General features: G+C 70.9%; 23 protein-coding genes and 5 pseudogenes. 10 read left to right on the top strand and 18 right to left on the bottom strand.

Features of this window, described 5'->3' with window-relative positions:
- Positions 1–21 precede the first annotated feature (21 nt).
- Positions 22–789, bottom strand: a complete 768-nt coding sequence (locus AB0J12_RS06795; RefSeq protein ID WP_363263110.1) for an IclR family transcriptional regulator — start codon at positions 787–789, stop codon at positions 22–24.
- A 144-nt stretch (positions 790–933) separates the two neighbouring features.
- On the opposite strand from AB0J12_RS06795, the gene AB0J12_RS06790 reads away from it, so the two are divergent.
- Positions 934–1,368, top strand: coding sequence for an ATP-binding protein (locus tag AB0J12_RS06790; protein ID WP_363263109.1), 435 nt, complete (start codon positions 934–936; stop codon positions 1,366–1,368).
- A gap of 77 nt (positions 1,369–1,445) precedes the next feature.
- On the opposite strand, the pseudogene AB0J12_RS06785 reads toward AB0J12_RS06790, so the two are convergent.
- Positions 1,446–1,760: pseudogene (locus AB0J12_RS06785) on the bottom strand (ATP-binding cassette domain-containing protein); the annotation flags it as partial.
- Positions 1,761–1,914: 154 nt separating this feature from the next.
- Between AB0J12_RS06785 and AB0J12_RS06780 the strand changes: the two are divergent.
- Both AB0J12_RS06780 and AB0J12_RS06775 read left to right on the top strand, forming a co-directional pair.
- Entirely contained in the window at positions 1,915–2,370 is a 456-nt protein-coding gene (locus AB0J12_RS06780; protein WP_363263108.1) for a DUF485 domain-containing protein, read from the top strand.
- On the top strand, positions 2,367–3,983 hold the full coding sequence (locus AB0J12_RS06775) for a cation acetate symporter (RefSeq protein WP_363263107.1): 1,617 nt from the start codon (positions 2,367–2,369) through the stop codon (positions 3,981–3,983). The genes AB0J12_RS06780 and AB0J12_RS06775 overlap by 4 nt, the downstream gene beginning before the upstream one ends.
- Before the next feature lie 127 nt (positions 3,984–4,110).
- On the opposite strand, the gene AB0J12_RS06770 is transcribed toward AB0J12_RS06775, so the two are convergent.
- The gene (locus AB0J12_RS06770; protein ID WP_363263106.1) at positions 4,111–6,546 is read right to left on the bottom strand and encodes a SpoIIE family protein phosphatase; all 2,436 of its coding nucleotides are present in this window, start codon (positions 6,544–6,546) and stop codon (positions 4,111–4,113) included.
- A 143-nt stretch (positions 6,547–6,689) separates the two neighbouring features.
- Entirely contained in the window at positions 6,690–7,898 is a 1,209-nt protein-coding gene (locus AB0J12_RS06765; protein WP_363263105.1) for a helix-turn-helix domain-containing protein, read from the bottom strand.
- 219 nt (positions 7,899–8,117) lie between these two features.
- On the opposite strand from AB0J12_RS06765, the gene AB0J12_RS06760 reads away from it, so the two are divergent.
- Positions 8,118–8,765 carry a carboxymuconolactone decarboxylase family protein gene (locus AB0J12_RS06760; protein WP_363263104.1) on the top strand — a complete coding sequence of 216 codons (648 nt, stop codon included), beginning with the start codon at positions 8,118–8,120 and terminating at the stop codon, positions 8,763–8,765.
- Positions 8,758–9,567, top strand: coding sequence for an SDR family oxidoreductase (locus AB0J12_RS06755; protein WP_363263103.1), 810 nt, complete (start codon positions 8,758–8,760; stop codon positions 9,565–9,567). Before AB0J12_RS06760 ends, AB0J12_RS06755 begins: the two co-directional genes overlap by 8 nt.
- A 71-nt stretch (positions 9,568–9,638) precedes the next feature.
- Here AB0J12_RS06755 and AB0J12_RS06750 read toward each other — a convergent pair whose 3' ends face one another.
- The 5 genes from AB0J12_RS06750 to AB0J12_RS06730 are packed head-to-tail and all read right to left on the bottom strand — an operon-like array spanning position 9,639 to position 14,512.
- Complete coding sequence (locus AB0J12_RS06750) at positions 9,639–10,916, bottom strand: ABC transporter substrate-binding protein (RefSeq protein WP_363263102.1); 1,278 nt, start codon at positions 10,914–10,916, stop codon at positions 9,639–9,641.
- Between the two features lie 5 nt (positions 10,917–10,921).
- Complete coding sequence (locus AB0J12_RS06745) at positions 10,922–12,061, bottom strand: branched-chain amino acid ABC transporter permease (protein ID WP_363263101.1); 1,140 nt, start codon at positions 12,059–12,061, stop codon at positions 10,922–10,924.
- Entirely contained in the window at positions 12,058–12,939 is an 882-nt protein-coding gene (locus AB0J12_RS06740) for a branched-chain amino acid ABC transporter permease (RefSeq protein WP_363263100.1), read from the bottom strand. Before AB0J12_RS06740 ends, AB0J12_RS06745 begins: the two co-directional genes overlap by 4 nt.
- A gap of 5 nt (positions 12,940–12,944) precedes the next feature.
- The gene (locus tag AB0J12_RS06735) at positions 12,945–13,757 is read right to left on the bottom strand and encodes an ABC transporter ATP-binding protein (RefSeq protein ID WP_363263099.1); all 813 of its coding nucleotides are present in this window, start codon (positions 13,755–13,757) and stop codon (positions 12,945–12,947) included.
- Entirely contained in the window at positions 13,754–14,512 is a 759-nt protein-coding gene (locus tag AB0J12_RS06730; RefSeq protein ID WP_363263098.1) for an ABC transporter ATP-binding protein, read from the bottom strand. The genes AB0J12_RS06735 and AB0J12_RS06730 overlap by 4 nt, the downstream gene beginning before the upstream one ends.
- Before the next feature lie 188 nt (positions 14,513–14,700).
- Here AB0J12_RS06730 and AB0J12_RS06725 point away from each other — a divergent pair, with 188 nt between their 5' ends.
- Positions 14,701–15,996, top strand: a complete 1,296-nt coding sequence (locus AB0J12_RS06725; RefSeq protein ID WP_363263097.1) for a helix-turn-helix domain-containing protein — start codon at positions 14,701–14,703, stop codon at positions 15,994–15,996.
- Positions 15,993–16,658 carry a TetR/AcrR family transcriptional regulator gene (locus tag AB0J12_RS06720; RefSeq protein WP_363263096.1) on the top strand — a complete coding sequence of 222 codons (666 nt, stop codon included), beginning with the start codon at positions 15,993–15,995 and terminating at the stop codon, positions 16,656–16,658. Before AB0J12_RS06725 ends, AB0J12_RS06720 begins: the two co-directional genes overlap by 4 nt.
- Positions 16,659–16,957: 299 nt before the next feature.
- Here the strand turns inward: AB0J12_RS06720 and AB0J12_RS06715 are convergent.
- From AB0J12_RS06715 to AB0J12_RS06695, 5 genes and pseudogenes are all read right to left on the bottom strand, one after another.
- Positions 16,958–17,080: pseudogene (locus tag AB0J12_RS06715) on the bottom strand (acyl-CoA dehydrogenase); the annotation flags it as partial.
- A 56-nt stretch (positions 17,081–17,136) separates the two neighbouring features.
- Positions 17,137–17,826: a TetR/AcrR family transcriptional regulator gene (locus tag AB0J12_RS06710; protein WP_363263095.1), complete on the bottom strand. Its 690-nt coding sequence runs from the start codon at positions 17,824–17,826 to the stop codon at positions 17,137–17,139.
- A gap of 92 nt (positions 17,827–17,918) precedes the next feature.
- Positions 17,919–19,445 carry an AMP-binding protein gene (locus AB0J12_RS06705; RefSeq protein ID WP_363263094.1) on the bottom strand — a complete coding sequence of 509 codons (1,527 nt, stop codon included), beginning with the start codon at positions 19,443–19,445 and terminating at the stop codon, positions 17,919–17,921.
- Positions 19,446–19,566: 121 nt separating this feature from the next.
- Positions 19,567–20,193 carry an HAD family phosphatase gene (locus AB0J12_RS06700; RefSeq protein WP_363263093.1) on the bottom strand — a complete coding sequence of 209 codons (627 nt, stop codon included), beginning with the start codon at positions 20,191–20,193 and terminating at the stop codon, positions 19,567–19,569.
- A complete protein-coding gene (locus AB0J12_RS06695) occupies positions 20,193–21,392 on the bottom strand; it encodes an acetyl-CoA C-acyltransferase (RefSeq protein WP_363263092.1) in 1,200 nt (399 codons plus the stop codon). The genes AB0J12_RS06700 and AB0J12_RS06695 overlap by 1 nt, the downstream gene beginning before the upstream one ends.
- 320 nt (positions 21,393–21,712) lie before the next feature.
- Between AB0J12_RS06695 and AB0J12_RS06690 the strand changes: the two genes are divergently transcribed.
- The gene (locus AB0J12_RS06690; protein ID WP_363263091.1) at positions 21,713–22,549 is read left to right on the top strand and encodes an alpha/beta hydrolase; all 837 of its coding nucleotides are present in this window, start codon (positions 21,713–21,715) and stop codon (positions 22,547–22,549) included.
- Between the two features lie 48 nt (positions 22,550–22,597).
- Positions 22,598–23,419, top strand: a complete 822-nt coding sequence (locus AB0J12_RS06685; protein ID WP_363263090.1) for a hypothetical protein — start codon at positions 22,598–22,600, stop codon at positions 23,417–23,419.
- A gap of 13 nt (positions 23,420–23,432) precedes the next feature.
- Here the strand turns inward: AB0J12_RS06685 and AB0J12_RS06680 are convergent.
- Positions 23,433–23,591, bottom strand: a pseudogene (locus AB0J12_RS06680) (sigma 54-interacting transcriptional regulator); the annotation flags it as partial.
- A 14-nt stretch (positions 23,592–23,605) separates the two neighbouring features.
- A pseudogene (locus AB0J12_RS06675) lies at positions 23,606–24,412 on the bottom strand (acyl-CoA dehydrogenase family protein); the annotation flags it as partial.
- Between the two features lie 252 nt (positions 24,413–24,664).
- Between AB0J12_RS06675 and AB0J12_RS06670 the strand changes: the two are divergent.
- Positions 24,665–25,048, top strand: coding sequence for a hypothetical protein (locus tag AB0J12_RS06670; protein WP_363263089.1), 384 nt, complete (start codon positions 24,665–24,667; stop codon positions 25,046–25,048).
- Between the two features lie 327 nt (positions 25,049–25,375).
- Here the strand turns inward: AB0J12_RS06670 and AB0J12_RS06665 are convergent, their stop codons facing one another.
- Positions 25,376–25,564 (bottom strand): hypothetical protein, encoded by a 189-nt coding sequence (locus AB0J12_RS06665; RefSeq protein WP_363263237.1) that lies wholly within the window; start codon positions 25,562–25,564, stop codon positions 25,376–25,378.
- A gap of 148 nt (positions 25,565–25,712) precedes the next feature.
- Positions 25,713–25,970: pseudogene (locus tag AB0J12_RS06660) on the bottom strand (multicopper oxidase domain-containing protein); the annotation flags it as partial.
- Positions 25,971–25,977: the final 7 nt, after the last annotated feature.

The following is a 25,977-nucleotide window of genomic DNA, read 5'->3' as shown; positions in this document are numbered from 1 at the left end:
GTCGCGGGGGATGCCGGTGGCCTACCAGCGGGCCGCGCCCAGGTCTCTGGAGATCGCGCGTGCCGCCTCCCGCAGCACGGTGACCAGGGCCGGCTGAGGCCGGCCTTTGGCGTCGCAGATCCGCTCGACGGGGCCGGACACCCCGATCGCGCCGACCACGAGACCGCCGTGCGCCCGGATCGGTGCGGCGATTCCCGCTTCGCCCATGCTCATCTCCTGCACCTCCGCACCCCATCCGTGCTCCCGAATCTCACCGAGCGCCCGGGTGATGTCGTCGGGGTGGACCAGCGTGTGCCGGGTGTACGCCTCCGGTGCGGCCTCGAGCACGGGGTCGGCGGGCGTGGCCCCGAAGGCCATCAGGACCTTGCCGAGTGAGGAGGCGTGCAGCGGAAGCAGCGCGCCCACGTCCAGTGTCTGGAGAGTGTCGTCCGGGCGGAAGACGTGGTGGATGACGAGCACCTTGCCCTCCAGGGGCGTGCCCAGGCGCACGGCCTCGCCGCTGCGGGCGGCCAGGGCGTCAGCCCAGTTGATGGAGCGCGAGCGCAATTCGTTGACGTCGAGGTAGCTGGTGCCGAGGTGCAGCAGAGCCGCTCCGAGCTGGTACTTTCCGGTCGCCGCGTCCTGCTCCACGAAGTCCACGTGCTGCAGGGTGCGCAGTATGCCGTGGGCGGTCCCTTTGGCCAGCCCGAGTGACGACGCCACCTCCCCCAGCCCCAGCCGACGGGGTCCACCGGCCAGCAGACGCAGGATCGCCGCCGCGCGCTCGATCGACTGGACTGAGCCGGTCATGAGGCGATAGTAGTCCCGATATTTCCCATTTGGGACTGCCGTTCGGTAATGCCGACCTCTGTTCGTTGACTGGCGGCATTTGGGACTTTAGCGTTCCATCGCGCCCGACTGCCGGCCGCCAGTGCTTCCCGGACGGAGGGTTCCATGACTACAGCGCAGCTCACCGCGGCGCCTCGCGAGGAGGCCGAGCATGTCTTTCCGCTGCCGCACGCCCCGGGGGCCGTGGCGACCGTGCGCCGGCGCGTACGCGTGGTCCTCGCCGAGTGGAACCTGACCCCGGAGGTCGTTGCGGATGTGCTGCTGGTCGTCTCCGAGCTGGTCACCAATGCGCTCGTCCATGCCCTGCCCCCGGCAACGTTGAGGCTCGCCCCCAGCCAGGTGGGCCGGAGCAGGGCCGTCCACATCGAGGTCACCGACCGGGGTCCCGTGGCCCCGACCGGGCTGTCGGCTTCCGCCGTCGATCCGGACGAGCACGGCCGGGGGCTGGGCATTGTCACCGCGCTGTCGTCCCGGTTCGGGGTACGCGTGCACGCGGGCGGGACGACTCGGTGGGCGGAGGTCCCGTTCGGCGTGGTCTGAGGCGGATGCCGGCACCCCACCCGCGGTCGTTCAGTGCAGTTCGGCCCGCGTGGCCGTGTCACCGACGGGGCCGTCGTCAGGAAGCCGCCCGACTGGTGCTGCCACAGCTTCGCGTAGGCTGCACCGTCCAACGCGAGCAGTTCCTGGTGCGTGCCCTGCTCGACGATCCGTCCCCGGTCGAGGACGACGAGCCGGTCCATGCCGGCGACCGTGCTCAGCCGGTGCGCCACCACGAGCGCCGTCCGTCCCTCCATCAGCTGCCAGAGCGCCGCCTGGACGAGGATCTCGCTCTCGGAGTCCAAGGCGCTGGTCGCCTCGTCGAGCAGCAGGATCGGCGCGTCGCGCAGGATCGCCCGCGCCAGGGCGACCCGCTGGCGCCGGCCACCAGACAACAGCCGCCCCGCCGCGTCGGCAAGATTCTTCTCGATCCCATAACGTGATCGCACCGTCACTAACAGACATCCCAACCAGTCGGTATGGTACGGCGCCTGAAGGACTCCTCCCCCGTTCACTGCACGGGTCCGAGCCGTAGTGGAAGGCCAGGCGATGACATACGCCGACGAGAACCAGTACCCGCCCCCCGGACCGCCGGGATGGCCGCCGCCCCGCGGCCAGGCTCCGTCATACGGAGCCGGCGCCCCCGGACATGACCGCTTCGGGCAGGCCACCTGGGGAGCGCCGTATGCGTACCAGGCTGAGCACCATGCCGACCTGGCCGCCCTCCGCTCGGCCTACCGCCGGCTCCGCCGGGTATCCACCCTCACCGCGCTCGGCTCCTTCGTGATGTACGTGGTGCTGGCCTGCTGCGCGCCGGGCCTGATGGGATCGAGGATCGCCGGTGAGCTGAGCCTGGGAATGGCCCTGGGAGTCCTCCAGCTCTTCGCCGCCTTCGCAGCGGTCTTCTGGTACGGGCGCAGCGCACGACGCTCGGTGGATCCGCAGGCCCGGGCCGTGCGTGAGCGGGCGGCCGCCGCCGGCCGGAACGCGGGAGCGGCCAGATGAACGACTTCAACTCCGGGACGCAGACCACCGTCCTCGTCCTGTTCACCGCCCTGGTCACCCTCACGCTGCTCGTTTGCGTGATGGCAGGCCCGGACCGCGACGACCTCGAGAACTTCTACACCGGCTACCTCAAGCTCACCCCGCTCAAGAACGGCCTGGCCATCGCGGGTGACTACATTTCGGCGGCCACGGTGCTGAGCACCACCGGCATCGTCGCGCTCACCGGGTACGACGGCTACGTCCTCGCGGTCAGCACCGCCCTGTCCCTGGTCCTGCTGATGTTCCTGATGGCCGAGCCCCTGCGCAATGCCGGCAGGTTCACCATGGGCGACGTTCTGGCTCGCACCATGCCCGGGCGGGCCGTGCGTGTGGCCGCCTGCGTGGTGACGCTCGCTGCGACCGTGCCTTTCCTGGTCGTCCAGCTCTCCGGGGCCGGGTCGCTGCTGACCTTCATCATCGACCTCCCGCACGTGGCGGGTGCCAGGACGGCGTGCATCGTCATCGTCGGCAGCCTGATGATCATTTACGCGGCGCTCGGCGGCATGAGGGGCACGGCCCTCATGCAGATGATCAAGATGGTGCTCCTGCTCGGCACGAGCGCGACCGTCGCCGCCCTCGTCCTGCACCGCTTCGACTGGAGCCCGGGCAACCTGCTCAGGCAGGCCCAGAACGGCAGCGGCGCGGGCCCCGCCTTCCTTCAGCAGGGCCTGGAACTGGGCACCTCGGCCGGCGCGCGGCTGGACTTCATCGGTCTGCAGATCACCGTGGTCCTCGGCGTGGCCTGCCTGCCCCACATCACGATGCGTCTGTACTCGGCGCAGGACGTGCCGGCCGTGCGTCGCTCCATGTCGTGGGCGGTCGGCACGGTCACCACCTTCTGCCTGCTCGTGATCATCATGGGTACGGGCGCGGCGGCGCTGGTGGGATCGCGGTACATCACCGCGGCCGACCCGCAGGGCAGGACGTCGGTGCTCATGCTGTCGCAGATGTTCGGCGGGGGACCGGGCTCCCCGGCCACGACGATTCTCTACTCGGCCGTGGCGGGCATGGTGTTCATCACGCTGCTGTCGTCGGTCGCGGGAATGACCCTGGCCGCGGCCTCGTCGCTCGCCCATGACCTGTTCGCGCACGCGGTGCGGCGAGGACAGGCCCAGCCGCATACGGAGATGACGGTGGCGGTGTGGACGAGCGTGGCGGTGGGAACCGTCGCCATCGGGCTCTCCATCCTGGTCCAGAACTGGAACGTCGGAGTGCTGACCACGCTGGCCCTCTGCGTCGGGGCATCGGCGGTGGCACCCGCGCTCACCTACTCCCTGTTCTGGCGCGGATTCACGCGGACCGGCCTGCTCGCCACCCTCTATGGCGGAGCGGCCTGTGCGCTGCTGGCGCTGGTCTTCTCCAGGGCCGTTTCGGGCACGCCGGCCTCCGTCTTCCCGGACGCCGACTTCGACCTGTTCCCCATGCAGTCCACCGGACTGGTCTCCGTCCCGTTCGGCTACCTGGCGGGCTGGCTCGGCAGCCGTGTGGATCACCGGCGCCGCGCCGCCGCCGCCCGCGAGCACCGGCGGCTGTACGAGGAGAGCGAGGCACGGCTGCTGGCCGCAGCCGAATGACCGAGCGGCGGGGCGGGCCGAGCAGGTTGGCCGGGTGCCGTGGCTGCCGTCCCCCAGGGGCGGTCGTCCCGTCGGGCATCGGCGCTCCGGCCCTGCCCCGCCGCAGCCCCGGGCCGGACCGAGACGGTCAGGGAAGCGGGCCGGCCAGTGGTTGTTCGGTCCACACGGTCTTGCCCTCGCGGGTGTAGCGGGTGCCCCAGCGCTCGGCCATCTGGGCCACCAGGAACAGGCCACGCCCGCCCTCGTCGGTCGTGCGGGCGCGGCGCAGGTGGGGTGAGGTGTGGCTGGTGTCGCCGACCTCGCACACCAGTGACCGTTCACGGATCAGCCGCAGGGTCGCGGGGCCGCCGGCGTAGCGGTAGACGTTGGTGACCAGTTCGCTGGCGATCAGCTCGGTGGTGAACGCCAAGTGCTCCAGTCCCCATTCGGTCAACTTGGCCGAGGTCAGTGCCCGGGCCCGCGCCGCGCTGGCGGGCTCGGGCGGCAGCTGCCAGGAGGCGACATCGCGGGGTGGCAGCATGCGCGTACGGGCGATCAGCAACGCCACGTCGTCGATGGGGCGCTCGGGCACGAGTGAGTCGACCACCGACTGGCATGTCCGCTCCAGTGCGTTCGCGGGGCGGGTGAGCGCCGTGCACAGTTTGGTCAGGGCGAGGTCGGCATCGATCCGGCGTTCGCCGATGAGTCCGTTGGTGTACAGGCACAGCAGGCTTCCCTCGGCCAGTTCGATCTCCCGGGCCTCGAACGGCAGCCCGCCCAAGCCGAGCGGGGGACCGGCGGGCAGATCGAGCGGAGCCGCCTGTCCGTCCGGAGCCGTCACCACCGGTGGCGGGTGGCCGGCGCGGGCCAAGGAGCACCGCCCGGAGACCGGGTCGTACACGGCGTACAGGCAGGTGGCGCCGACGACCTGCTCGCCCACGGGCCGTTCCCCGATCGCCTCCTGTTCGACCGCCAGCAGGTTGACCAGGTCGTCCAGGCGCGAGAGGACCTCGTCCGGTTCCAGGTCGAGGCTGGCGAGCGTGTGTACGGCGGTGCGCAGCCGGCCCATGGTGGCGGCAGCGTGGATGCCGCGTCCCACCACGTCCCCGACGACGAGGGCGACCCTCGCCCCGGACAGGGGAATGACGTCGAACCAGTCGCCGCCCAGGCCCGGCGCCGAGCTGGCCGGCAGGTAGCGCAGGGCCACCTCGACGGCGATCTGGTCGGGAACCGCCCGGGGCAGCAGGCTGCTCTGCAAGGTGAACGCGGTCTGCTGCTGCTGGGTGAAGCGCCTGGCGTTGTCGATGGCCACGGCGGCCCGGGCGGCGAGTTCCTGGGCGAGGGTGAGGTCGTCCGTCTCGAAGGGATCGGGACGACCCGCGCGCCACAGGGTCATCACGCCCAGCACCAGGCCCCGTGCGGCCAGAGGCACCACGATCAGGGAGTGGACGTACAAGTTCGGCGCGTGGGCCCCTTGGCGGCCTTGGGTGGAGAACCAGTCGGGCGGGAGAACCGGTTCCAGGACGGCCCGCCCTTCGACCAGGCATCTGGCCTGGGGTGTGCCGGACGCGAACTCGACCGGCTCGCCCTGCGGGTGGGTCGGGCCGGGTGGCTGGGCACCGACGCTGCAGGCGCCCACGCGCACCAGGGGCCCTGCCTGGGCCTGGGCCGGTTCCTCGCCGCGCGTCACCGGCCGCAGCAGGTCCACCGACGCATGGTCGGCGAGGTGAGGCACCATCCCCTCGGCGAGTTCCCGCGCGGTCTCCGCCACGTCGAGGGTGGTCCCGATGCGGCTGCCGACCTGGTCGAGGAGCGCGAGCCGACGCTGGGCCCGATGGCGTTCGGTGATGTCCTCGATCATCTCGGCCACACCCAGGATGCGGCCGGTGGAGTCCTCCATCGGGAACGACGAGACCATCGCGACCCGCTCCCGTGCCGGGTCCGACTGCAGGCGAACGAGCTGCTCGGAGTAGACCATCGGCCTTCCGGTCTCCATCACCCGACGCACCCGGTCCACGGCCCTGTGGGCGTCGTCGGGGAGGAGGAAACATCCGGTGGGCAGCCCGCGGAACTCGGCTGCCGGTACGCCGCTGAAGCGTTCGATGGCCCGGTTGACCCTGAGGAGCCGCAGGTCGGGGCCGTGGACGACCAGGCCGATGGGACACCGGCGGTACAACCCGTCGAGCACCGCGCGGTCCCTTTGCCACTCCAGGACGTCGGCGGCCGGCGCCCCGGTGAGGAGCCACTCACGGTTGTGGTCGTCCCGGGAGAGCGGCTGGGCCCTGAGCCCCATCTCCACCAGCCGCCCGTCGCGGTGCCGCACGTTCAGCACCCCGAACCAGCCGTCGGCTCTCATGCAGCTCGCGGCGGCCCTCCTGACGGCCGGCAGATCAGGAGGATCGACCAGGACCTCGAAGGCCGGACGACCGATCACGGCTGTCGCCGGATGGCCGAGCAGTTCCTGGGCTCGCCGGTTCCATCCGACGACAGCTCCCCGGTCGTCGAGCACCGCCAGGGCGGCCAGGTGCGGGGCGAACGGATCGTCGTGGCTCTCGCTGGGCTCCCTCGTCGGCTTCTGCACCATTCGCCACCACCTCGTACGATCACCGGTCCGGTGCCGCAGATCGCCGTCCACCGGCCGATCACCGCGGCCGGTGGACGGCGTGCCGGCGTCCGGAGCGGTGACCCGGCGTTCACGACACCGCGGACTGCTGATGCCCTGTACGGCTATTGAAACCCGGTGGGCAGGCGCGGTCGCGCCCGCCGCGCGGCATGGCGTGGAGGAGTCCTCAGCGCGCGCGCCGCCAGCGCCCAGCTGAGCTCCACCACGGTGTCCGGAGCGTCCAGGCTCGCGCCGGTCAGCTCCTCGAAACGACGCAACCGGTAGCGGACGGTGTTGGCATGGACGTGGGCGCTCCGAGCGACATCGCGGATCCGCCGCCCCTTCTCGAGGTAGTCCCGCACCGACTCCTCGATGAGCGCACCGAACTCCCCCTCCGCCTCCAGGGGGCGCAGATAGCGGTCGAGCAGCAACTCCGCCAGGTCCGGTTCGGCGACGACGGCCACCCGCCAGGACAGGTCGCTCAGGTCGTACACGCCGCGCAGACCGTACGCACGGGCGGCCTCCAGCAGCCTGCCTGCCGCGCGGAAGGAGCGGTGCACCGCGGTCAGGTCCGTCGGCGGGCCGAGTCCCGCAGTGACCTCCAGGTCACCGGCCTCGGGCTTGACCTGGACGACTCCGGCGACGGCCTCCCCCACCACGGTGAGCAGCGCCCCTTCGCCGTACCTGCGGCTGTGGGACTCCAGGGAGCGTTCGAGCGTGTCCGGGTCGGCGTCGCCGTTCGGGACGGCTCTGATGGCCCGGTACCGCTGCGACGGATGCAGACCGTAGATCACCGCACCGCTGTGGATCTCCGCCGCGCTCAGCGTTCCGTAGAGCAGTCCGCGCACGAAGTCGGCGCGGCGCCGCGCGTCGAGCAGGGCGGAGGCGACCTCAGCCTGCCGATGGACGGCGGCGATCCGCAGGCTCGCCACGTCTGCCAGTTCCCACAGGCACTTGGTGCGGTCCACGACGAGGACGGGGTCCAGCCCGCGTTCGGCCGCCTCGGCGAGGAACAGGTCCCGTATCGCGCTCAGCGCCCGGCGGAAGGCGCGGAGCCCGTCGCCGAGCGGGACGCCTCGGGCGACCCGGTCCCAGGCCACATCGGCTTCGTCGAACTCCTCCGGCGCGGGAACCGTCCCCTCCCGCAGCACCGCGAGAGCCCGCTGGAAGTGCCGGTGCCAGATCTGGTCCAGGAGTTCCCGCGGGACCGCGCGGTAGGACGGGATGTGACTCGTCAGATCAGCGTGCAACCGCCCGCCCACGTGCCCCCGCTGCTCGGCCATCGCGACGACGACCCGTTCGAGGGGCGCCGCCGCACCCTGCTGTCCGGGCATGGCCCTCACCTCCGCCTCCGGCACCGGCCGTTGTCCAAAGGAACAATATGACCCCTCCGCCCTTGGCCCGGGAGCCGTCGACAACGCCCCGGCCCCGGAAGCACAGTGGCACGGCGGCAAAAGGAGCCCACCGGCGGCCACGCAGCAAGGCGCCGATCGACCGTGCCCAGCCCCGCCTGCCCGCCACCGCCCCGTCTGACGAACCGTACGGAGACCACCATGACCGACGAACACCATCACCGCCCCGACCGCGTCGCCGACACCGGCCCGCGCCTCGCACCACTTCCCGAGGACGAGTGGGACCCGGCCACCCGGCAGCTGCTCGCCCCGATCGCCCGGGACGCCGACGGCCGCCTCCCCCACGTCTTCACGACCCTGGTGCGGCACCCCGGCCTCTTCCGGCACTTCCTGCCGTTCGGCAGTCATCTGCTGCGCGACGGCCGTCTTACGGACCGGACCCGTGAACTGCTGATCCTGCGCACCGCCCATCACACCCGGGCCGGTTACGAATGGGGGCGGCACGTACCACTGGCCAGAGCCGCCGGGGTCACCGACGAGGAGATCCGGCGGGTCGGCGCGGGCCCGGACGCCCACGGGTGGACGCCGGCCGACGCCCTTCTGCTGCGTGCCGCCGACGAACTGCACCGGGACGCACGTCTGTCCGCGGCCACCTGGTCCGCGCTCGCCGCCGACCACGACGAGGCACAGCTGATCGAAATCACGATGCTCGTGGGTCAGTACCACATGGTCGCATTCTTCCTGAACTCCGCCGGTACCCGGCTCGAGCCCGGCTACGCAACGGAAACCCTGCCCGCGCCCGGCGAGCCCGGCGCGGACGCGGCGGAAGGGGCACACGGCCATGTCTGAGCCCAGGACCCCCGTGGCCCACCGCGCCGGTCTCCTGACCGGCCGGAATGTACTGGTCATCGGCGCGGGCACCCGCCCCAGCGACGATCCGGGGGCTCCGGTGGGCAACGGACGGGCGGTGGCCGTGCTCGCCGCCCGTGAGGGAGCGTCCGTGGCCTGCGCCGACGTCTCCGCGTCCGCCGCGGCGGCCACCGCCGCCCTGGTCGGTGAGGAGGGCACCCGTGGCCTCCCCCTGGTCGGTGACGCCGCTGACCCGGGCCAGTCCTCGGCCATGGTCGCCGAGGCCCTGAGCGAACTCGGTCCCCTCGACGCCTTGGTGGTCAACGTCGGCATCGGCCTCGGCGCGGGCCTGGCGGGCACCTCACCCCAGGAGTGGGAGCGCGTGCTCTCGCTCAACCTGAGCGCTCCCTTCCTCGCCGCCAAGTACGGCCTGCCCGCGCTCACCGACCGGGGATCGATCGTCTTCGTCGGTTCGGTGGCCGGGCTGCGAGCGGCCACCGACTCGCCCGCCTACGACAGTTCCAAGGCGGGCCTGTTCGGGCTCACCCGCCATGTCGCCAAAGAGGGCGGGCCGCGCGGGATCCGCGCCAACCTGGTCGTCCCGGGCCTGATCGACACTCCGATGGGCCGGGAGGCGTCGTCCCGGCGGGCCTCGCGTTCCGCTTCGTTCAGCCGTGTACCGCTCGGGCGCCAGGGCACCGCCTGGGAGGTGGCCGAAGCCGTTACCTTCCTGCTGTCCGACCGCGCCTCCTACATCACCGGGCAGAGCCTGGTGGTGGACGGAGGGTTGAGCGCCGTGTGAGCCCTTCGGACTCAGGACGGGCGGGGGCGGTCCCAGAGGTCAGGGCATCGACCGGGACCGCCCCCGCCGACTCACTTCGCCGGCGGACCGAACTCCTTGCGGGTGTCCACCGGCTTGCCGAACAGCTGCCATCGTTCGCCCTTGAACCGCATCAGCTGCATCGTCTCGAGCGGGAAGGCGTCACCGGGTCCGGTGGACAGGGTGACCCCGGGCAGCAGCATGTCCACCTTCACGTCCTTCAGGTTGCGCACCGCGTCCCGCAGGCCTTCCCTGGTCGGGCACTTCATCGCGTCCAGGGCCTGGTGCAGGCCGGAGGCGACGGCCCAGCCGTAGGCGTTGAACTGGTTGCCCGGGTCGGCGTCGGGGGCGTACTTGTGCAGGGCGTCCTTGTACGCCTTGATCTCGGGGTCGTTCGCCCACTGCGGGTCGGCGGGGTCCTTGAAGTAGGTCGTCGAGACCACGCCCTGGACGTTCTTGAACCCGACGGGCTTGAGCACGGCGGCGGACGAAGCCACGTTGTTCATGATGTGCAGCGGGTTCCACTTGGTGTTCTTGGCGTCGGCGGCGAGGGCCTGGCTGCCGAACTTGGGCGTGGTGATGTCGAGCAGCACATCCGCCTTGGAGCGGGCGAGGCTCGCCATCTGCGCGGAGAGAGAGGGGTCGGTGACCTCGTAACTCTCCTTGGCGACCACCTTGATGCCGCTGCCCGCGACGGCCTTCTGGAATCCGCCCAGCAGGTCCTTGCCGAAGTCGTCGTTCTGGTACAGGACCGCGACCTTGGCCTTCGGCTTCTCTTCCCTGAGGTACTTGGCGTACACCCGTGCCTCGGCCACGTAGCTGGGCTGCCATCCGATGGTCCACGGGTGCTTGTCGTCGGTGCCCCAGAGGGAGGCGCCCGTGGCGACGAAGGGCTGCGGCACCTTCTGCTTGTTGAGGTAGTCCCACACAGCTGCCGTGGACGGGGTGCCCAGGGTCTGGAACACGGCGAAGACCTTCTCCTGCTCGACCAGTCTGCGGGCCTCCTCGACCGCCTTGGGCGGCTGGTAGCCGTCGTCACGGACGATGAACTCCACCTTGCGCCCGTCTATGCCGCCCTGGGCGTTGACGTACTTGAAGTAGGCGGCCACACCCTTGCTGATCGTGCCGTACGCCGAGGCCGGTCCCGACAGCGGGTAGATACCGCCCAGCTTGATGGTCTTGTCGGTGATGCCGGTGGTCTGCTGGCCCTTGCAGGCACCGCCGGCGGCGCTGTCCTGGGCGTCCTGCCCTCGTCGGCTGTTGCAGGCGCTCAGGGTGAGCAGGGCCGCGGTGGCGGCCGCAGCCGCCCGCAGGAGGGTTGTCTTGCGCATGTGATTCATTCCTTTTCCGTGCGGGGCGATGCGCCCACGGGTTCGGCCTCGGCAACCGCGGGATCCCCCGGCGCGAGGGTCGCGGAGGGCTGGGACGTCGGTTCCGCATCCGGCGCGGACACGGCCCCGGACGCCCGGTCGGGGACGGCTGCGGTGGGGCGGGGCAGGCGACGGGTGACAGCAGCCCGGACACGGCCCGGCAGACCGGCCAGTCCCGTCGGGGCCACGAACATCACCACGATGATCAGCAGGCCGAACACCACGCCCGGTGCCGCCTCGCTGAGGTCCTGGGACACACTCGGCACGTACATCACGAACGCAGCCCCCAGCAGGGGCCCGTACAGCGAGGCGAGCCCCCCGACCACCAGGCCGGCCAGCAGGGTGATGGAAAGGACGAAGCTGAAGGAGTCGGGTGAGACGAAGCCGATCACCCAGGTGTACAGGCAGCCGGCGACACCCGCGAACATCGCGCTCCAGGCGAAGGCGAGGGTCTTGTGCAGCGACAGCCGTACGCCCATGACCTCGGCGGCGCTCTCGTTGTCCCGCACGGCGAGCAGTGCCCGGCCGACCCGGGACCGCAGCAGGTTGCGGGCGAGCAGCAGGGCCACCACGGTGACGGCCAGGACGACGAAGTACATCCACTGGTCCTCGGCCATCCCGCTCCACGCGGGCGGCTGCAGCTTGTCCACCGTCAGGCCCATGGAACCGCCCGTCACCGGTTCGAGCCGCTTGAGCAGCGGCGGCAGGAACACCGCGAACGAGAGGGTGACCAGGGCCAGGTACAGCCCGCGCAGGCGCAGGGCGGGCACTCCGAACCCCAGGCCCAGCAGGAAACAGCCGGCGGCCGCGACCGGCAGCGTGGCCAGGTGACCGGTGTCGTACCGGTCGAGCATGACCGCCGCCGTGTAGGCACCCGCCGCGAAGAACGCGCCGTGCCCGAGCGAGATCTGCCCGCCGAAGCCGACCAGCAGATTCAGGCCGGCCAGCGCCACGGCGTACAGGAGCACCATGGTCAGCTGGAAGACCTGGAAGGGGGCGAAGTAGAACGGTGCGCCGACGGCGACCGCCGCGGCGAGCAGCACGGTGAGCGCGGGCCGCAGGCGCCGGGCGCGGTCGGTACGGAGTGTGGCGACGATCGTGCTCATGCGCGCTCCACCGCCGCCCGTCCGAACAGGCCCTGCGGCCGCACCAGCAGCACCGCGAGAATGATCACCAGGGGGACCCCCACCTTCAGATCGGCACCGATGGCGTCCACGTACGCACCGGTCAGCGTCTCGGCGACGCCCACGAACAGGCCGCCCACGACCGCGCCGACCGGGCTGTCGAAGCCCCCGAGGGTGGCCGCGGCGAACGCGTAGATCAGCACCCCGCCCATCATGTTGGGCTCCAGGAACAGCAGCGGGGCGACGAGCACGCCCGACACGGCGCCGACCGTCGCGGCCAGTCCCCAGCCGAGCATCAGCACCCGGCTCACCCGGATGCCCGACAGCCGGGCGGAGGCCGGGTTGCAGGCGACCGCCCGCATCACCAGGCCGATGGAGGTGTGCTGGAACAGCAGATACAGCAGGCCCATCACGACGGCCACCACGCCGAGGATCCCGAGCGTCGACCAGTCCAGGCGCACCCCGGCGAGGTCGAGCCCGCCGTCGGGGAACGGCTGCGGGAAGTCCTTCACGGTGAACGACCAGATCAGGCCGGCCAGCGCGTTGACGAGGATGAACAGGCCGACCGTGACGATGACCACCGTCAGCTCGGGTGCGCCCTGAACGGGGCGGATGACGATCCGCTCGACCAGCATGCCGCCGGCGAAGGACACCGCGAGGGTGACCGGAAGCGCCAGCCAGAACGGCATCCCGGACGCCACCAGCTGCCAGGCGACGTACGTCGAGAGCATGGCCAGCTCGCCCTGTGCGAAGTTGACGATTCCGGTGAACCGGTGGATCAGCACGATGGCCAGCGCCAGGCTGGCGTACACCGCGCCGGAGCCCAGTCCTTCCACCACTTGCTGGAGAAGATCGGTCACGGTGCTCACCCGGCCTTCCGGGAGCGGACGGAGACGCCCAGGTACACCTCGGCGACCTGCCCGTCCTCGCGGATCTGTGCGGCCGGTCCGGACAGCACCAGGCGGCCGGCCTCCAGTACGTGCGCCCGGTGCGCGATGTCCAGTGCGAGCTGGGCGTTCTGCTCGACGACGATCACGGTGGTGCGCTCCTCCTCGTTGACGGCTCGGACCATCTCGAACAGCTCGCGGGTGACCAGCGGCGCGAGCCCCAGGGACGGCTCGTCCAGGAGCAGCAGGGAGGGCCGCAGCATCAGCGCCCTGCCGAGGGCGAGCATCTGCTGTTCCCCGCCACTGAGGCTGCCGGCGGCCTGCCGCGACCGCTGGCGCAGCTTGGGGAAGTAGCCGTAGATCCGGTCCAGGTCGGCAGCCACGACGGCCGCACGCTCGGTACGGCCCCGCCGCCACCGGCCGGTGCGCAGGTGGGCGCCGATGCGCAGGTTCTCCGCGACGGTGAGGTCGTTGAAGGTGCCCCGGCCCTCGGGTACATGCGCCACGCCGAGCCGGGCGGCCTGCTCGGGCGAGCGGCCGAGCAGTTCCGTACCGTTCAAGGTGACCGAACCTCGGCCGCGGACCATGCCGCACAGCGCGCGCAGTGTCGTGGTCTTGCCCGCGCCATTGGGTCCGAGGATCGCGCACACCTCGCCGCGGGCGACGGTGAGGTCGAGGCCTTGGAGCACACGGGCCTGGCCGTATCCGGCGTGCAGGCCGGCCACCTTCAGGAAGTCCTCCGGCTCCGCACTCGCCTGGGCCTCGGCACGGTCGGTGGTGGGCTCGCTCATGCGGCCACCCCCAGGTACGCCTCGACGACCGACGGATCGCGCTGGATCTCCTCCGGCGAGCCCTCGGCGATCCTGCGGCCGAAGTCGAGGCAGACCACCTTGTCGCACAGGCCCATCACGAAGCCCATGTGGTGTTCGACCACGACGAGGGTGAGGTCGAACTCCTGGCGCACCGAGCGGACCAGATCCGCGAAGTGGCCGACCTCGCCGTGGCTGAGTCCGTTGACGGGTTCGTCGAGCAGCAGCAGCCGGGGCCGCACCGCGAGCGCCCGGGCGAGTTCCACGCGTTTGAGCGTGCCGAACGGCAGTCCGGCGGCGGGGTGGTCGGCGACGTCCGCCAGGTCGAGCCGCCGTAGCAGGTCGTCCGCTTGGTCCCGCAGTTCCCTCTCGTCCCGCCGGACGCGGGGCAGCCGGAGCGCCGCGGCGAGGTGTCCTGTGCGCCCCCGGCTGTGGGCGCCGACCATGACGTTCTCCCGGACCGTGAGCCGTGGGAACAGGCCCAGGTTCTGGAAGGTGCGGGCGATACCGCGCCCGGCCACGGCGTGCGGCGGAAGGGCGAGCAGGTCCTCACCCTCGAACCGCACGTCTCCCCCATCGGGGGTGCAGCGCCTGGTGAGGCAGTTGAACAAGGTGGTCTTGCCGGCGCCGTTGGGCCCGATGAGCCCTACTGCGGTGCCCGGCTCGACGGTGAATCCGACACCGTCCAAGGCCGTGATCCCGCCGAAACGCACGGTGATACCGTCGACCGCGAGCATGAGTGACGCCCCTTCCGACGTGCTGGGGGGTGGGCGAGCGTCACAGTAGGCGGGGGCCTTCCCGGCGCACATTGGGTGCGAGAACCCAACTTCCCGGCCGCCGGACTGTGCGCCGCGCACAGATGCCGGAAGATGTCTCACGCCGAGCCTGTTGACGGAACACGAGGCGGACGGCGACGATCGGCGCCATGCCTTCCGGTCCCGTGTCGGGCACTTCCCACCTCTGCGAACCGCTCCGCCGGGAGCGGTGGCGGATCCTGCACGCCGTCCACGACCGGGTCGAGGAGGTGGCGGAGACGGCCGTCGAGGTGATGCGCGCGGAGATCCCGTCGTACGCGCTGCAGGACGAGCGGTTCTTCGCCGAGGTACGGGAGCAGGTGCTCGAGCACTACCGGATGCAGCTGGCTGTGCTGGCGGGCGACCGCGACATCGCTCCCGAGGACCTGGTCTTCAGCCGCGCGGCAGCCATGCGCCGCGCCCGCGCGGGGTTCGCTCTGGAGGACTGGATCAGTGCCTTCCGGGTCGGCCGGCAGGTGATATGGGACGCGCTGCTGGACTGCGCGGGCCCATCCGCCGAGGCCCAGCAGGCCGCCCTGTCCCTCGTCACCCCGCTGATGCGGTACGTCGACTACGCCAGCACCCACGCCGCGCAGGCATACGTGGAGTACCAGCAGCACGTGGTGGCGGACGCGGACCGGGAGAGGCGGGACCTGCTGGACCAGCTCCTGGCCGGCGTGGCACCGACGCGTGGTCCGCTGTCCGCCGCGGCCCAGGCGTACGGCATCGGGCCGCGATCGCCGATGATGGCGGTCGTGGCGGTGTGCGTCGGCGACACCCGTGCCGAGGACCTCACCTCCGTCGAGCACGGGTATGCCACCAGCGCGTCGATCAGCGTCGCCGGTCCCTGGGCGGGCAGGACCCTGGTCGTGGTGCGCCACGAAGAGGTGGTGGCGGTGCCCGTCGTCCGGGCAGGCATGAACGCGGACGACATCTGCGCCCACTTCGAGGCCGTGCAGCGGCGGCTCGCGCGGGAGGGAACCCGGCTCTGCATGGGGATCAGCACGGTCGCGCAGGGCGCCTGCGAACTGCCCCGCGCCTACTCGGAGGCCCGGGCCGCCCTCGACCTGGTGCAGAGCGGGGGCGGGGTGGCCGCGCTGCCGTGGCTGTCCCCGTTCGACTACCTGGCGCTGCGCGCCGACGATCTCGCCCGCCAATTGGTCGATCCGCGCCTGCGGGCGCTGCTGGAGGAGGACCGCAGACGCGGCGACACACTGGCCGACACCATCCGGGCCTTCGCGGAGGCGGACCTCAATCTGCGGCTGGCCGCCGAGCGGCTGCGGGTGCATCACAACACGGCGCACTACCGGTTGCGCCGGATCGAGGAACGCACCGGCCGCAATCCGCGCCGGATCGCCGACCTCGTGGAACTGCTGGTCGCCCTCGCCATCCGCGACGGGGCCGGAGAAGGCGAGGACGGCCGATGAGCGGCACCAGGGAGTCCGCCGGGACCGAGGCGGCACGGCAAGTCCCGGGCGAACAGGGAAGCACGGCTCTGCACGAGAGGTACGCCGGGCAGGACGGAACGGTCCGGCGGACGCTGCTGGACGCCGCGCTGGCGGTGTTCGCCGAGCGCGGTTACACCGACGCCGGCCTCACCGAGATCGCGGCGCGCTCCGGCATCCCCGCCGGTGCCCTCTTCCAGCACTACGGCGGAAAGCGAGGCCTCTACCTCGCCCTCTGGGAGGAGTTCCGGGAGGAGCAGGAGCACCGGACCGCGGCCACGCTGGCCGCCGAGCGTGACCGTGGCGTGGTGGACCCCATCGCCCTCTTCGTGGCGGGAGCCAGGGCGTATCTGGGGGGCGCCTGGGAGAACCGGCGGCTCGCCAGGCTCCTCGCGGAGGACGAGGGTCCGGCCGGCTTCGAATCGCTGCGCCGCCAGTGGGACCGCGCATGGGTACGGCGCAACGCCCGGCTCCTGGAGGTGGACGAGCAACGACGCGCCGGACGGGTCCGGGTGAGTGTGCTGACCACCGTCATCGGAGGGGCGGCGCGCGAGCTGGGCGACTGTGAGGACGAGACGGAGGCCAGGGAGATCGTGGACGAGGTGTGCGGCATCCTGGTCCATCTGTCGACCCCGGTCGGCTGAAGCGCCCCGGCGCGTGGCCGGGGCAAAAGGGCCGACGACGCCCGAGGCATGTGCTCCGCCGGGGCAACGGCGGCCACGGGGGTGTACGAGTCGGTGCGTCTGCTGTCCCGCGCATCCCGCGCTCGCCGGCGGCGCGTGCTTGGGGGCCACGGGCCACATAGTGCGCCGACCGCCGGCAGGCGACCGGCGGCCGGCGGTGGCGGTGGCGGTGGCGCCGCGGGACCCGCCCGCGGCCCCCTGATGCGGTACCGGGTGCGCCCGATGCGGCTGACCGCGCCCGAGCCGGTCCGGGACAGGCGGAGCACGTACTCGTCGTCGTCGCGCTCCATCCGCAGCTCGATGTCGGTGGCGTCGGAACTGGCCACACGCGGCTCGGTCATCGCGAAGGCCGAGGCCATCGTCCCGTCGATAAGTGGCTGAAGAGATAAATGGCTAAAGAAAAGACACCCGGCGGTGCCGGGTGTCACGAGTCGGACGGTCAGCGGTGGCCGGGGAACCGCAGGGCGTTCGCCCAGAGCCGGGTGACCGTGGACACGAGTTCCTCGAAGTCCACCGGTGTACCTGCTTCCTGCCCTTCGCAGAGCACGAAGGCGTGGTAGGCCATGACGCTGACCATGCCCGACAGTGCACGGGAGGCCGTCATCGGATCGAGCTCGGTGTCGGCGACCCCCCGCGCCTGCAGGTCGGCGATGCCGCGGGCATTGCGACGGATGAACGCGTCCCCGCGCCGCCTTCGGAACTCACGGAACTCCGGCTCCACCTGTGCGACCTGCTCGAGCAGTGCCATCAGCTTCGCGTTCCGTCGGTACGCCTGGAGATAGGCGCGATTGCTCGCCTCCAGCACCGCATAGGGATCGTCGGTGCCCTGCACCCGGCCCACGCCGGGGTGCAGCATGTCCTCCTGCGCCTCCAGGAGGACGGCGGCAAGCACCTCTTCCTTGTTGGCGAAGTAGGTGTAGAAGGATCCCGCCGCGCACCGAGCCTCTTTGGTGATGTCCGTCAGGCGGGTGTCGAGGTAGCCGTCCCGTTCGAACACTTTCCGCGCGGCCTTCAGCAGAGCGGCCCGCGTGCGCGCTCCGCGCTGCGTCGTCGGCTCACGAAGTGGCGAGAGGGGTGCCACAGGCGGTGCCGTCTCGCCGTCGATCTCTTCCGGCGCAGTCCTGTCCATCCGCGCAACTTTACTTGAATCCGGCGCCACCTCATGAACGGGAAGTGCATGGGGGCACCGGCCGCTCCGGTCGATGGCCCGGTCTCCGGGATTCAGGGGCGGCGGGCGGCAACGTCGTCGGGCGCGGTGTCGCGGGTGAGAGCAGTACGGTCGATGGACCGTTTGAGGATCTTCCCGGTCGGGCCCTTGGGCAGCGCGTCGACGAACCGGACGATGCGCGGGATCTTGTAGGCGGAGAGCCGCTCGCGTGCCCAGCCCGAGACCTCGGCCGCATCGAGCTGCGAACCGGGGCGGGCGGCCACGAGCGCGGCCACCTCCTCACCGTAGTGGTCGTCGGGCACGCCGATCACGGCCGCCTCGACGATGTCGGGGTGCTCGTAGAGAACCTCCTCGATCTCCCCGGGGTAGACGTTGTAGCCGCCGCGGATGATCAGGTCCTTGAGCCGGTCGACGATGCGCAGGTCGCCGTCCGTGTCGATTTCGCCGAGGTCGCCGGTCCGGAACCAGCCGTCGGGCGAGAGTGCCGCGGCGGTGTCCGCGGGGCGGTTCCAGTAACCGCGCATCACCGTATGCCCCTTGATGTGAACCTCGCCGACCTTGCCCGGCGGGCACTCGTTGCCGTCGTCGTCGCGCACCTGCACCTGCACCCGTGGGACCGCCCGGCCGGTGTACCCGGTCTTGGCACCGCGGTCGAGGTCGTTGAAGGTGCCGAACGCGGTGGTCTCGGTGAGCCCGTACCCTTCGAGGATGGTGCAGCCGAAGCGGGCCTCGAAGGCGCGGGCGATCTGACCGGGCAGCGACGCACCGCCGGAGACCGCGACACGGAGCCCGGCGAAGTCGGCCGAGTTCGCGTCGCCCGCCGCGTGCAGCATCGCGTTCCACATGGTCGGCACGCCGGCCATGATGGTGAGCCGGTCGCGGCGCAGCATCTCCAGCATCGACGCCGGGTCGAACCGGGCCAGCAACGACATCGAGCCCCCCACGGTCAGGGCGGCCATCAGGACCGACGCCTGGCCGAAGACATGGAACAGCGGGAGTCCGGTGCCGATACGGTCGGTGCTCGAGGCGCGACTGCACTCGGCACCGATCTCCCCCGCGGACAACAGGTTTCCGACGGTGAGTTGGGCCCCCTTGGGCCGCCCCGTGGTGCCCGAGGTGTACAGGATGGCCGCGGTCTCGTCGCGGTCCCGGTCGACGACGCGGGCAGGGGGTGCACCGACGACCGAGGTGCCCAGGGACAGCGTCCAGAAGGGCACCTTGAGCGCTGCGGCCGCCTCCGCGACGGCGGGGCCGAGGGCGTGCCATGCGATCGCCAGGGAACACCCGGCGTCGCCGAGCACGTACTCGGCCTCCGCCCGGGTGACCATCGTGTTGACCGGCACCACGACACAGCCCGCGGCCTGGATCCCGAGGTAGGCCACCACGAACTCGGGCACCGAGGGGGCCGCAAGCAGCACCCGGTCCCCGGGGCACAGGCCCGCAGCGGCCAGGGCGCCCGCATACCCGGCGCTCGCGTCACGCAACTGACGATAGGTCCACTGATCCACGGCGCCGCGCAGCGCGATGCTGTCGGGAGTGGCGGCCGCGTGGCGGCACACGGGGTCGAGAACGCTGGTCATGGGCGGTGCCTTCCGGGGGTATGAGCAGGGGGCGGTGCGAGGCTCGCCTCGCCGATCGGTTGACCGGGCCCGGCCTCGACAGCGGGTCGTCGGACGTCGTGGCCGTGGGTGCGCCGACCGGTCAGGCGGTGATTCCGAAGCGTTCGGCGAGTTGGCGGCGGGTGTCGGCGGCGCTGGTGTGCAGTACGCCCCCGATTGCGAGCCGTGCCGCTCCGTCGAGGTTCTGCTGCAGATCGTCGATCATGACCGCCTCCTCCGGGTCGATGCCGAGGCGTTCGCAGGCGATCGCGTAGATCCGCCGGGAGGGCTTGCGGATGCCGACCTCGGCGGAGATGACGACCGCGTCGGCGACGGCGGTGAGGTCGACGCCGTCGTAGGTTCCGGTACCGAACGAATTCGACACCAGTGCGACGGGATGACCGGCGGCCCGGAGATCACCGAGCAGCGCGAGCATGTCCTGGTCGATCGACATGCCCGCTTGCATCCGGGCCGTGAGCCCCTCGGCCGGTACGTCGACGCCATGGGCGCGGAGCCGTTCGGCGAATCCTCGCCCGAAGGCTTCCGCGTCGATACGGCCGCACTCATGGTCGGCCAGGAGGGTGCGTGACGGCTGGTCCCGGCTGAGCAGGTCCAGCGGCAGGCGCGGGTCGCCGCCGAGCGAGGCGCCGAAGTCGGTGAAAGCCTCCAGCACACTGGAGGTGATGACCCCGCCGAAGTCCACCAGGACCGCGGTTCGATCCTTCCCCATCAGGCGACCTCGAACAGTCCGGCCGCGCCCATTCCGCCGCCGACACACATCGAGATCACCACGTAGCGGACACCACGGCGCTTGCCCTCGATGAGGGCGTGCCCCACCAGGCGGGCGCCGGTCATTCCGTACGGATGGCCGACCGAGATGGCGCCGCCGTCGACGTTGAACCGCTCCGGATCGATGTGCAGTTCGTCGCGGCAGTACAGCGCCTGGGAGGCGAACGCCTCGTTGAGTTCCCACAGGCCGATGTCGTCGATGGTGAGGTTGTGCTGCTTCAGCAGTTTCGGAATGGCGAACACCGGGCCGATGCCCATCTCGTCCGGCCCGCAGCCGGCGACGGCCATACCCCGGTAGACGCCCAGCGGTTCCAGTCCGCGGCGCTCGGCCTCCTTCGACTCCATCAACACCGACGCCGAAGCCCCGTCCGACAGCTGTGAGGAGTTGCCCGCCGTCACGCTGGAGTGCGCGGTCACCTGACCATCGGGCAGCACCGGCGCCAACCCGGCCAGGCCTTCGAGCGTCGTCGACGCGCGGTTGCCTTCGTCCCGGGTCAGGGTGACCTCCTCGTCCCGCACCTCCCCGGACTGCTTGTCGAGGACCCTCTTGACGCTGCTGAGCGCGACGATCTCCTGGTCGAACCGGCCGGCCTCTTGCGCCGCCGCGGTGCGCTGCTGTGACAGCAGCGCGAACTCGTCCTGTCGCTCCCGGCTCACGCCGTAACGTTCGGCGACGATCTCCGCCGTCTGCAGCATCGGCATGTAGATGCTCGGCTTGTGCTCGACCAGCCAGGGATCGGCCGCCCGGTGGGTGTTCATGTGGTCGTTCTGCACCAGGGAGATCGACTCGACCCCGCCACCGACAGCTGTCTGCATCCCGTCCGCGACGATCTGCTTGGCGGCCGTCGCAATGGCCATCAGACCCGACGAGCACTGCCGGTCGATCGTCATCCCGGACACGGTGTCCGGAAGCCCGGCACGGAGAACGGCCTGGCGTGCGACGTTGAAGCCGGAGGACCCCTGCTGCGCGGCGCAGCCGAAGATCACGTCCTCGACCTCGTCTCCCTCGAGCCCGGCCCGCTGCACCGCGTGCGCAAGGGCATGGGCGGCGAGTTCCTGCGACTGGGTGTCGTTGAACGCGCCGCGGTAGGCCTTTCCGATCGGCGTCCGGGCCGTCGAAACGATGACTGCTTCTCGCATGTCGCCTCAGTGCTTCCTGTTGGTCCGGTGCGTCCCGGAGCTTGGGGAATTCCGAGCTCCGTGCGCCCGGCTCGGTGCCGATGGCGGGGCCGAACGCCAACCGGCGTGCTGTGTACGGTCAGTGGGCGCTTCGTGAGCGGTCATTGACCCTCTCCTGCTTGACCGAGGACTTGAGCCGGGCCGCAGGAGTGACTGGAGTCGGCCTCGACGGTTATAATTGAATTTGGCGTCATGTTCAACCATGCGCGTTCGGCTTCCCAGCCTTGACGGCGCGCCTTCGTGGCCCAAAGATACCGACCAGACGGTACGAAGGGTGGATCGTGGCGGATCTGAGCATCTCCACCGCGGCGGGCGTGTTCGACGCGGTTGCGGCGGGTCCGCCCGAGGGCCGCCCGGTGCTGTTGCTGCACGGCTTCCCGCAGACGGGGCTGGTGTGGCAGCGGCAGATCGCGGCGTTGGCCGCGCACGGCTACCGAGTGGTGGCACCCGACCAGCGCGGGTACTCCCCCGGTGCCCGCCCCCAGCGGCCCGAGGACTACCGCATCGGCCTCCTGGTCGACGACGTGGTCGCGATCACCGAGGAACTGGGCTGGGCGGCGTTCGACCTGGTGGGCCACGACTGGGGCGGCGCGGTGGCCTGGTGGACCGCGCACGCCCACCCCAGTCGCGTACGCACCCTGACCGTTGTCTCGACCCCGCACCCCGGCGCTCTGGCCACCGCCCTGCGCACCGAAGATCAGCGCACACGCTCGCGCTACATGATCGACTGGCGTGAGACACCCGCGACCGAAGAGCGCATGCTCGCCCACGACGCCCAGCAGCTTCGCGCCCTCTACGCCGGAAAGGTCCCGCACGACAGTGCCGAGGCCTACGTACGGCACCTGACGCAGCCGGGCGCGCTCACCGCGGCGCTGAACTGGTACCGGGCCGGCCGCCCCGACGGCGCGATCGGCGTCATCGACGCGCCCACGCTGTACATCTGGAGCACCGCGGACGGCGCGTTCGGCCCGACGGCCGCACAGGAGACCGGGCGGTGGGTCAACGGGCCGTACCGGTTCGAGATTCTCCAGGGCGTCAGCCACTGGGTCCCCGAGGAGGCACCCGACACGATGAACCGCCTACTGCTCGACCATCTCCGAACGCACGGCGAGTTCTGAGCCGCAGCGCATACCCCCGTTCGTCGAATCCCCGAAGAAGGTGACCCCGTGAAGACAGCGCGCGCGGCCTGGCGCCGCCTCGAGCCCGTACACGCCATGATCTACTTCGTCCCCGAGGCACGGCGGCGGTACGCGGACCTCGGACTGAGCGGACGCGCCGGGTACTTCGCCTCCCGCAGCGCCGCGTTCGGCCGAGCCTCCGCCGAGCTGGTCATCTCGACCTTCTACAACTTCAACCCCGCTTTCGTACGGCAGGCAGTCGGCGGGGCCTGGGACGCGGCGACGCCGCAGCAGGTGCTGGACGCGCGGTACGCCGCGGCGGGCGAGGCCCTGCAGCGAGCGGGAATCCACGAGCTGCCCGCCCTGGACGAGGTCCTGGCCCTGACCCGCCGGGCCGCCGAGGCGGCCCACGAACATCCGCAGGGCCGCCCGCTGTTCGCCGCGCATGCCGCACTGCCCTGGCCGGAGAAGCCGGTACTGCAGCTGTGGCACGCCCAGACGCTGCTGCGGGAGTTCCGTGGAGACGGCCATGTCGCGTGCCTGGTAAGCGAGGGCGTCGGAGGCCTGGAGGCCCTGATTCTGCACGCCGCCACCGGCGAGGTTCCCGTCGACTTCCTCAAGGCGAGCCGCGCCTGGCCCGAGGAGGAGTGGGCCGACTCGAAGGAGCGCCTGCGTAAGCGAGGTCTCCTCGACGGCGACTCCCTGAGCTCGGAAGGCGTACTCCTGCGCCGGCACATCGAGGACCGCACCGACCGTCTGGCCCTCCCTGCCTACGCCGCCCTGGGTGACACCGACTGCGAACGTCTCGCCGAACTCGCCCGCCCCTTCGGGAGCGCGGTGCTCGACGCCGGCCTTCTCAGCCTCGGGTGACCGGGCCTTTCCCCGGCAGCACCAGGTTGCCGACGCGTCGTTCGAGCACCACCCGCAGCAGCGCTGCCTGCACGGCCGGCGGTGCGGAGGAGAGTTCGTCGAAGAAGAGCAGGCCCTGTCCGGCACGGGCGAGACGGACCGCCCAGTCCGGCGTGGCCATCGGCACTCCGGTCACGGCCGCAGGTGCGCGTACGCGTCGAAGGCGGGCCGCCAGTCGTGGAAGCGCACCGAGCCGAGGCCGCGGGCCGGGCCCTGCCGGAACAGGAAGTCGTCGTCGGCCGCGTCGAGGCGGGTCGGCACGACGGGGTGGTCGACCGGGCCGAGGAGGTGGCTGCGCATGAACTTCAGGATCAGCGCCAGGTTGACGTGGACCGTGCCCTCGAGCTTCGGCAGACCGCGGATCTCCACGGCCGCCTGGCCGAAGTAGTTGTCCTTCTCGAAGCCCTTGGCCGCGATGACGTCCCCCATCAGGTCGATGGCCTTCTCGCCGTCCGTGGTCACCTTCGTCTTCGTCATCGGGTTGAAGAGCAGGTAGCGGCGGTCCTCCGGGCCGGCGGAGCGGAAGTAGTCGACAGCTCGGTCGCTGAAGAGCTTCATGCCGACGAGCCTCACGTACGCTTCGGTCAACTCGCGCCGCACCTGCGGGAAGCTGGTGACGGGGCGGTTGTAGAGGATGCGGTTGTGGGCGTGGGTGACGGCCTCGTACATCGCGTGTTCGCAGATGCCGATCGAGGCGGTGCACAGGGTGAACTTGCCGACGTTGACGGTCTTGAGGGCGGCGTCGAAGGCGGCGTGGCCGGTGTGCAGGACGTCCTCTGGCGCTGCGGGATAGTCCTCCAAGCGGAACTCGCTCACGAACTTCGAGGAGTCGACGACGTTCTTGACCAGGTGATAGGCCGGGTGACGGCTGTCGGCGGCGAAGACCACGTAGCCGTCGGGGCCCTCGACGTCGGTACGGCGGCCGAAGATGGAGACGAGTCCGGCGGCGTTGCCCATGTTTGAGGCAGTGCAGGAACTGCGCGGACGGTCGGCTGCGTGGACAGCTGCTGAGCGTTGGCCGGGGCGTCCCACTGCGCGTTGCTGAACCGCCAGGACGTGATGCTCCGGCCCGTCTCCCGCTGCTCGGCGGCCGCCGGCCTCAAGTGAGCCGAAGCACGGAACGGGGGTCACAGAGGCAGGCCTGCTGTCACCAAGATCCGGCGGCGGAAGCGGAGCGAGGTAGCAGGCAGGCGGTAGCGTTCCGGCATGACGTCAGTGCCGCCCCGGTTTCCGCCGTATCCGATCCGTGGCGTACGGGTGGTGCATCAGAGGCAGAACTGCGCGCCGCATTTCGCGGAGATAGAGGTGGATTTCGAGCCTGCAGCTGAGGGCTTCGCCTTCGAGGTGGCGCAAGAGCTGACGGTGGACTATGAACCCGCCGAAGCCGTGTCACGCTTCTTCGCGGCTGCCACCGTAGGGATCGAGGAGCAGCTGAGGCTGCCCGAACACGGAGTCTTTGTGGTCGCCACTCGGGTGGTGTTGCGGCGCGCCCGCGCCGATACGTTCGGCTCTCATGAACTGGCGTTCAAGATCGCGGGCTGCCTCGCTGCCCGCAAGGCGTTGGAACGTGCGGGGTTGCCGCGCCTGTGAGGTGCTGCCCCTCGCAAGCGAGGCACAGCGGCCTCGTGCCTGCGGTCCAGTCCGCGAGCACACCGCGATCGACCAGGTGTATAGGCTGCCGCTGGGAGATGCGCCCAGACATATCGACCCCACGACGGACCAGGACACCGCGGCGCTACCCTCGGATGCCGGCCGCGCCAGGTCGGACACTGCGCGCGCTGCCAGGAACCCACGGTGCCATACGGGCCACACGCTCAGGTCGTCTGTCAGGCCTGCCGCGCCGCCCAGCAGTCCCCCCGGCCAGGACCGGTCGTTTGGATCAGGCCGGGATCGCCCGGCACCGCGCCGCGGGTCCCGTCAGTTGGGGAAGGAGAAGTAGAGCGCCTCGCTATAGAAGGACGCGAAGTGCCTCTGCCAATCGGCTCGGACCGAGGCCAGCCAGTCGTCGCCCTGGCCGGCGATCGCCGCCTCGGCCTTGGCGACGGCGTCGGGAATGTCCTCGAACGCCAGACCCCGCACGCTCGCTGCCGGATCGTCGCCAGTCATCGAGACGATCTCCCCGGTCTCGAGGACGAAGTGCTTCGCCTGCTGCTTCTCGAGGTGGGCCCTGGCAACGCATTCGGCTAACTCCGCGTCGTCCTCCAGGCCCTTGCCGACCGCACGCAGGAGGTCGCGGAGTAGCTCCCACGTTCAGCGTGTCCATCTGCTGCGGTGCCGGCAGCTTCCGCCCGTCCTGGGCGACCAGGGTGAAGTAACCGCCGTGCAGGTGGATCGGATGGATCATCTCCGGTCCGGTGCCGAGGATCCATCCTGGCCCATATCCCGTCCCGTCAGTCCGGACTACGGAAAAGTGGATCAGCGAGGTCGGAGGGTGGACAAGCGGGCCAGAAACTGTCCACGAACTACCAGGCGGCCAGGGAGCCGCCGGCTGACCGGTTCTGCGTTCGAACATGCCGGCA

Origin of the sequence: Streptomyces sp. NPDC049915 (genome assembly GCF_040656475.1) — a bacterium.
Classification (GTDB): domain Bacteria; phylum Actinomycetota; class Actinomycetes; order Streptomycetales; family Streptomycetaceae; genus Streptomyces.
The sequence above is the reverse complement of the archived record's forward strand: the minus strand, read 5'-3'. Positions and strand labels throughout refer to the sequence as shown.

Bases quoted from the DNA above. Each gene is read 5' to 3' on its own strand.
- AB0J12_RS06795 (WP_363263110.1), bottom strand. From the start codon at position 789: ATGACCGGCTCAGTCCAGTCGATCGAGCGCGCGGCGGCGATCCTGCGT.
- AB0J12_RS06790 (WP_363263109.1), top strand. From the start codon at position 934: ATGACTACAGCGCAGCTCACCGCGGCGCCTCGCGAGGAGGCCGAGCAT.
- AB0J12_RS06780 (WP_363263108.1), top strand. From the start codon at position 1,915: ATGACATACGCCGACGAGAACCAGTACCCGCCCCCCGGACCGCCGGGA.
- AB0J12_RS06775 (WP_363263107.1), top strand. From the start codon at position 2,367: ATGAACGACTTCAACTCCGGGACGCAGACCACCGTCCTCGTCCTGTTC.
- AB0J12_RS06770 (WP_363263106.1), bottom strand. From the start codon at position 6,546: ATGGTGCAGAAGCCGACGAGGGAGCCCAGCGAGAGCCACGACGATCCG.
- AB0J12_RS06765 (WP_363263105.1), bottom strand. From the start codon at position 7,898: ATGCCCGGACAGCAGGGTGCGGCGGCGCCCCTCGAACGGGTCGTCGTC.
- AB0J12_RS06760 (WP_363263104.1), top strand. From the start codon at position 8,118: ATGACCGACGAACACCATCACCGCCCCGACCGCGTCGCCGACACCGGC.
- AB0J12_RS06755 (WP_363263103.1), top strand. From the start codon at position 8,758: ATGTCTGAGCCCAGGACCCCCGTGGCCCACCGCGCCGGTCTCCTGACC.
- AB0J12_RS06750 (WP_363263102.1), bottom strand. From the start codon at position 10,916: ATGCGCAAGACAACCCTCCTGCGGGCGGCTGCGGCCGCCACCGCGGCC.
- AB0J12_RS06745 (WP_363263101.1), bottom strand. From the start codon at position 12,061: ATGAGCACGATCGTCGCCACACTCCGTACCGACCGCGCCCGGCGCCTG.
- AB0J12_RS06735 (WP_363263099.1), bottom strand. From the start codon at position 13,757: ATGAGCGAGCCCACCACCGACCGTGCCGAGGCCCAGGCGAGTGCGGAG.
- AB0J12_RS06730 (WP_363263098.1), bottom strand. From the start codon at position 14,512: ATGCTCGCGGTCGACGGTATCACCGTGCGTTTCGGCGGGATCACGGCC.
- AB0J12_RS06725 (WP_363263097.1), top strand. From the start codon at position 14,701: ATGCCTTCCGGTCCCGTGTCGGGCACTTCCCACCTCTGCGAACCGCTC.
- AB0J12_RS06720 (WP_363263096.1), top strand. From the start codon at position 15,993: ATGAGCGGCACCAGGGAGTCCGCCGGGACCGAGGCGGCACGGCAAGTC.
- AB0J12_RS06710 (WP_363263095.1), bottom strand. From the start codon at position 17,826: ATGGACAGGACTGCGCCGGAAGAGATCGACGGCGAGACGGCACCGCCT.
- AB0J12_RS06705 (WP_363263094.1), bottom strand. From the start codon at position 19,445: ATGACCAGCGTTCTCGACCCCGTGTGCCGCCACGCGGCCGCCACTCCC.
- AB0J12_RS06700 (WP_363263093.1), bottom strand. From the start codon at position 20,193: ATGGGGAAGGATCGAACCGCGGTCCTGGTGGACTTCGGCGGGGTCATC.
- AB0J12_RS06695 (WP_363263092.1), bottom strand. From the start codon at position 21,392: ATGCGAGAAGCAGTCATCGTTTCGACGGCCCGGACGCCGATCGGAAAG.
- AB0J12_RS06670 (WP_363263089.1), top strand. From the start codon at position 24,665: ATGACGTCAGTGCCGCCCCGGTTTCCGCCGTATCCGATCCGTGGCGTA.
- AB0J12_RS06665 (WP_363263237.1), bottom strand. From the start codon at position 25,564: ATGACTGGCGACGATCCGGCAGCGAGCGTGCGGGGTCTGGCGTTCGAG.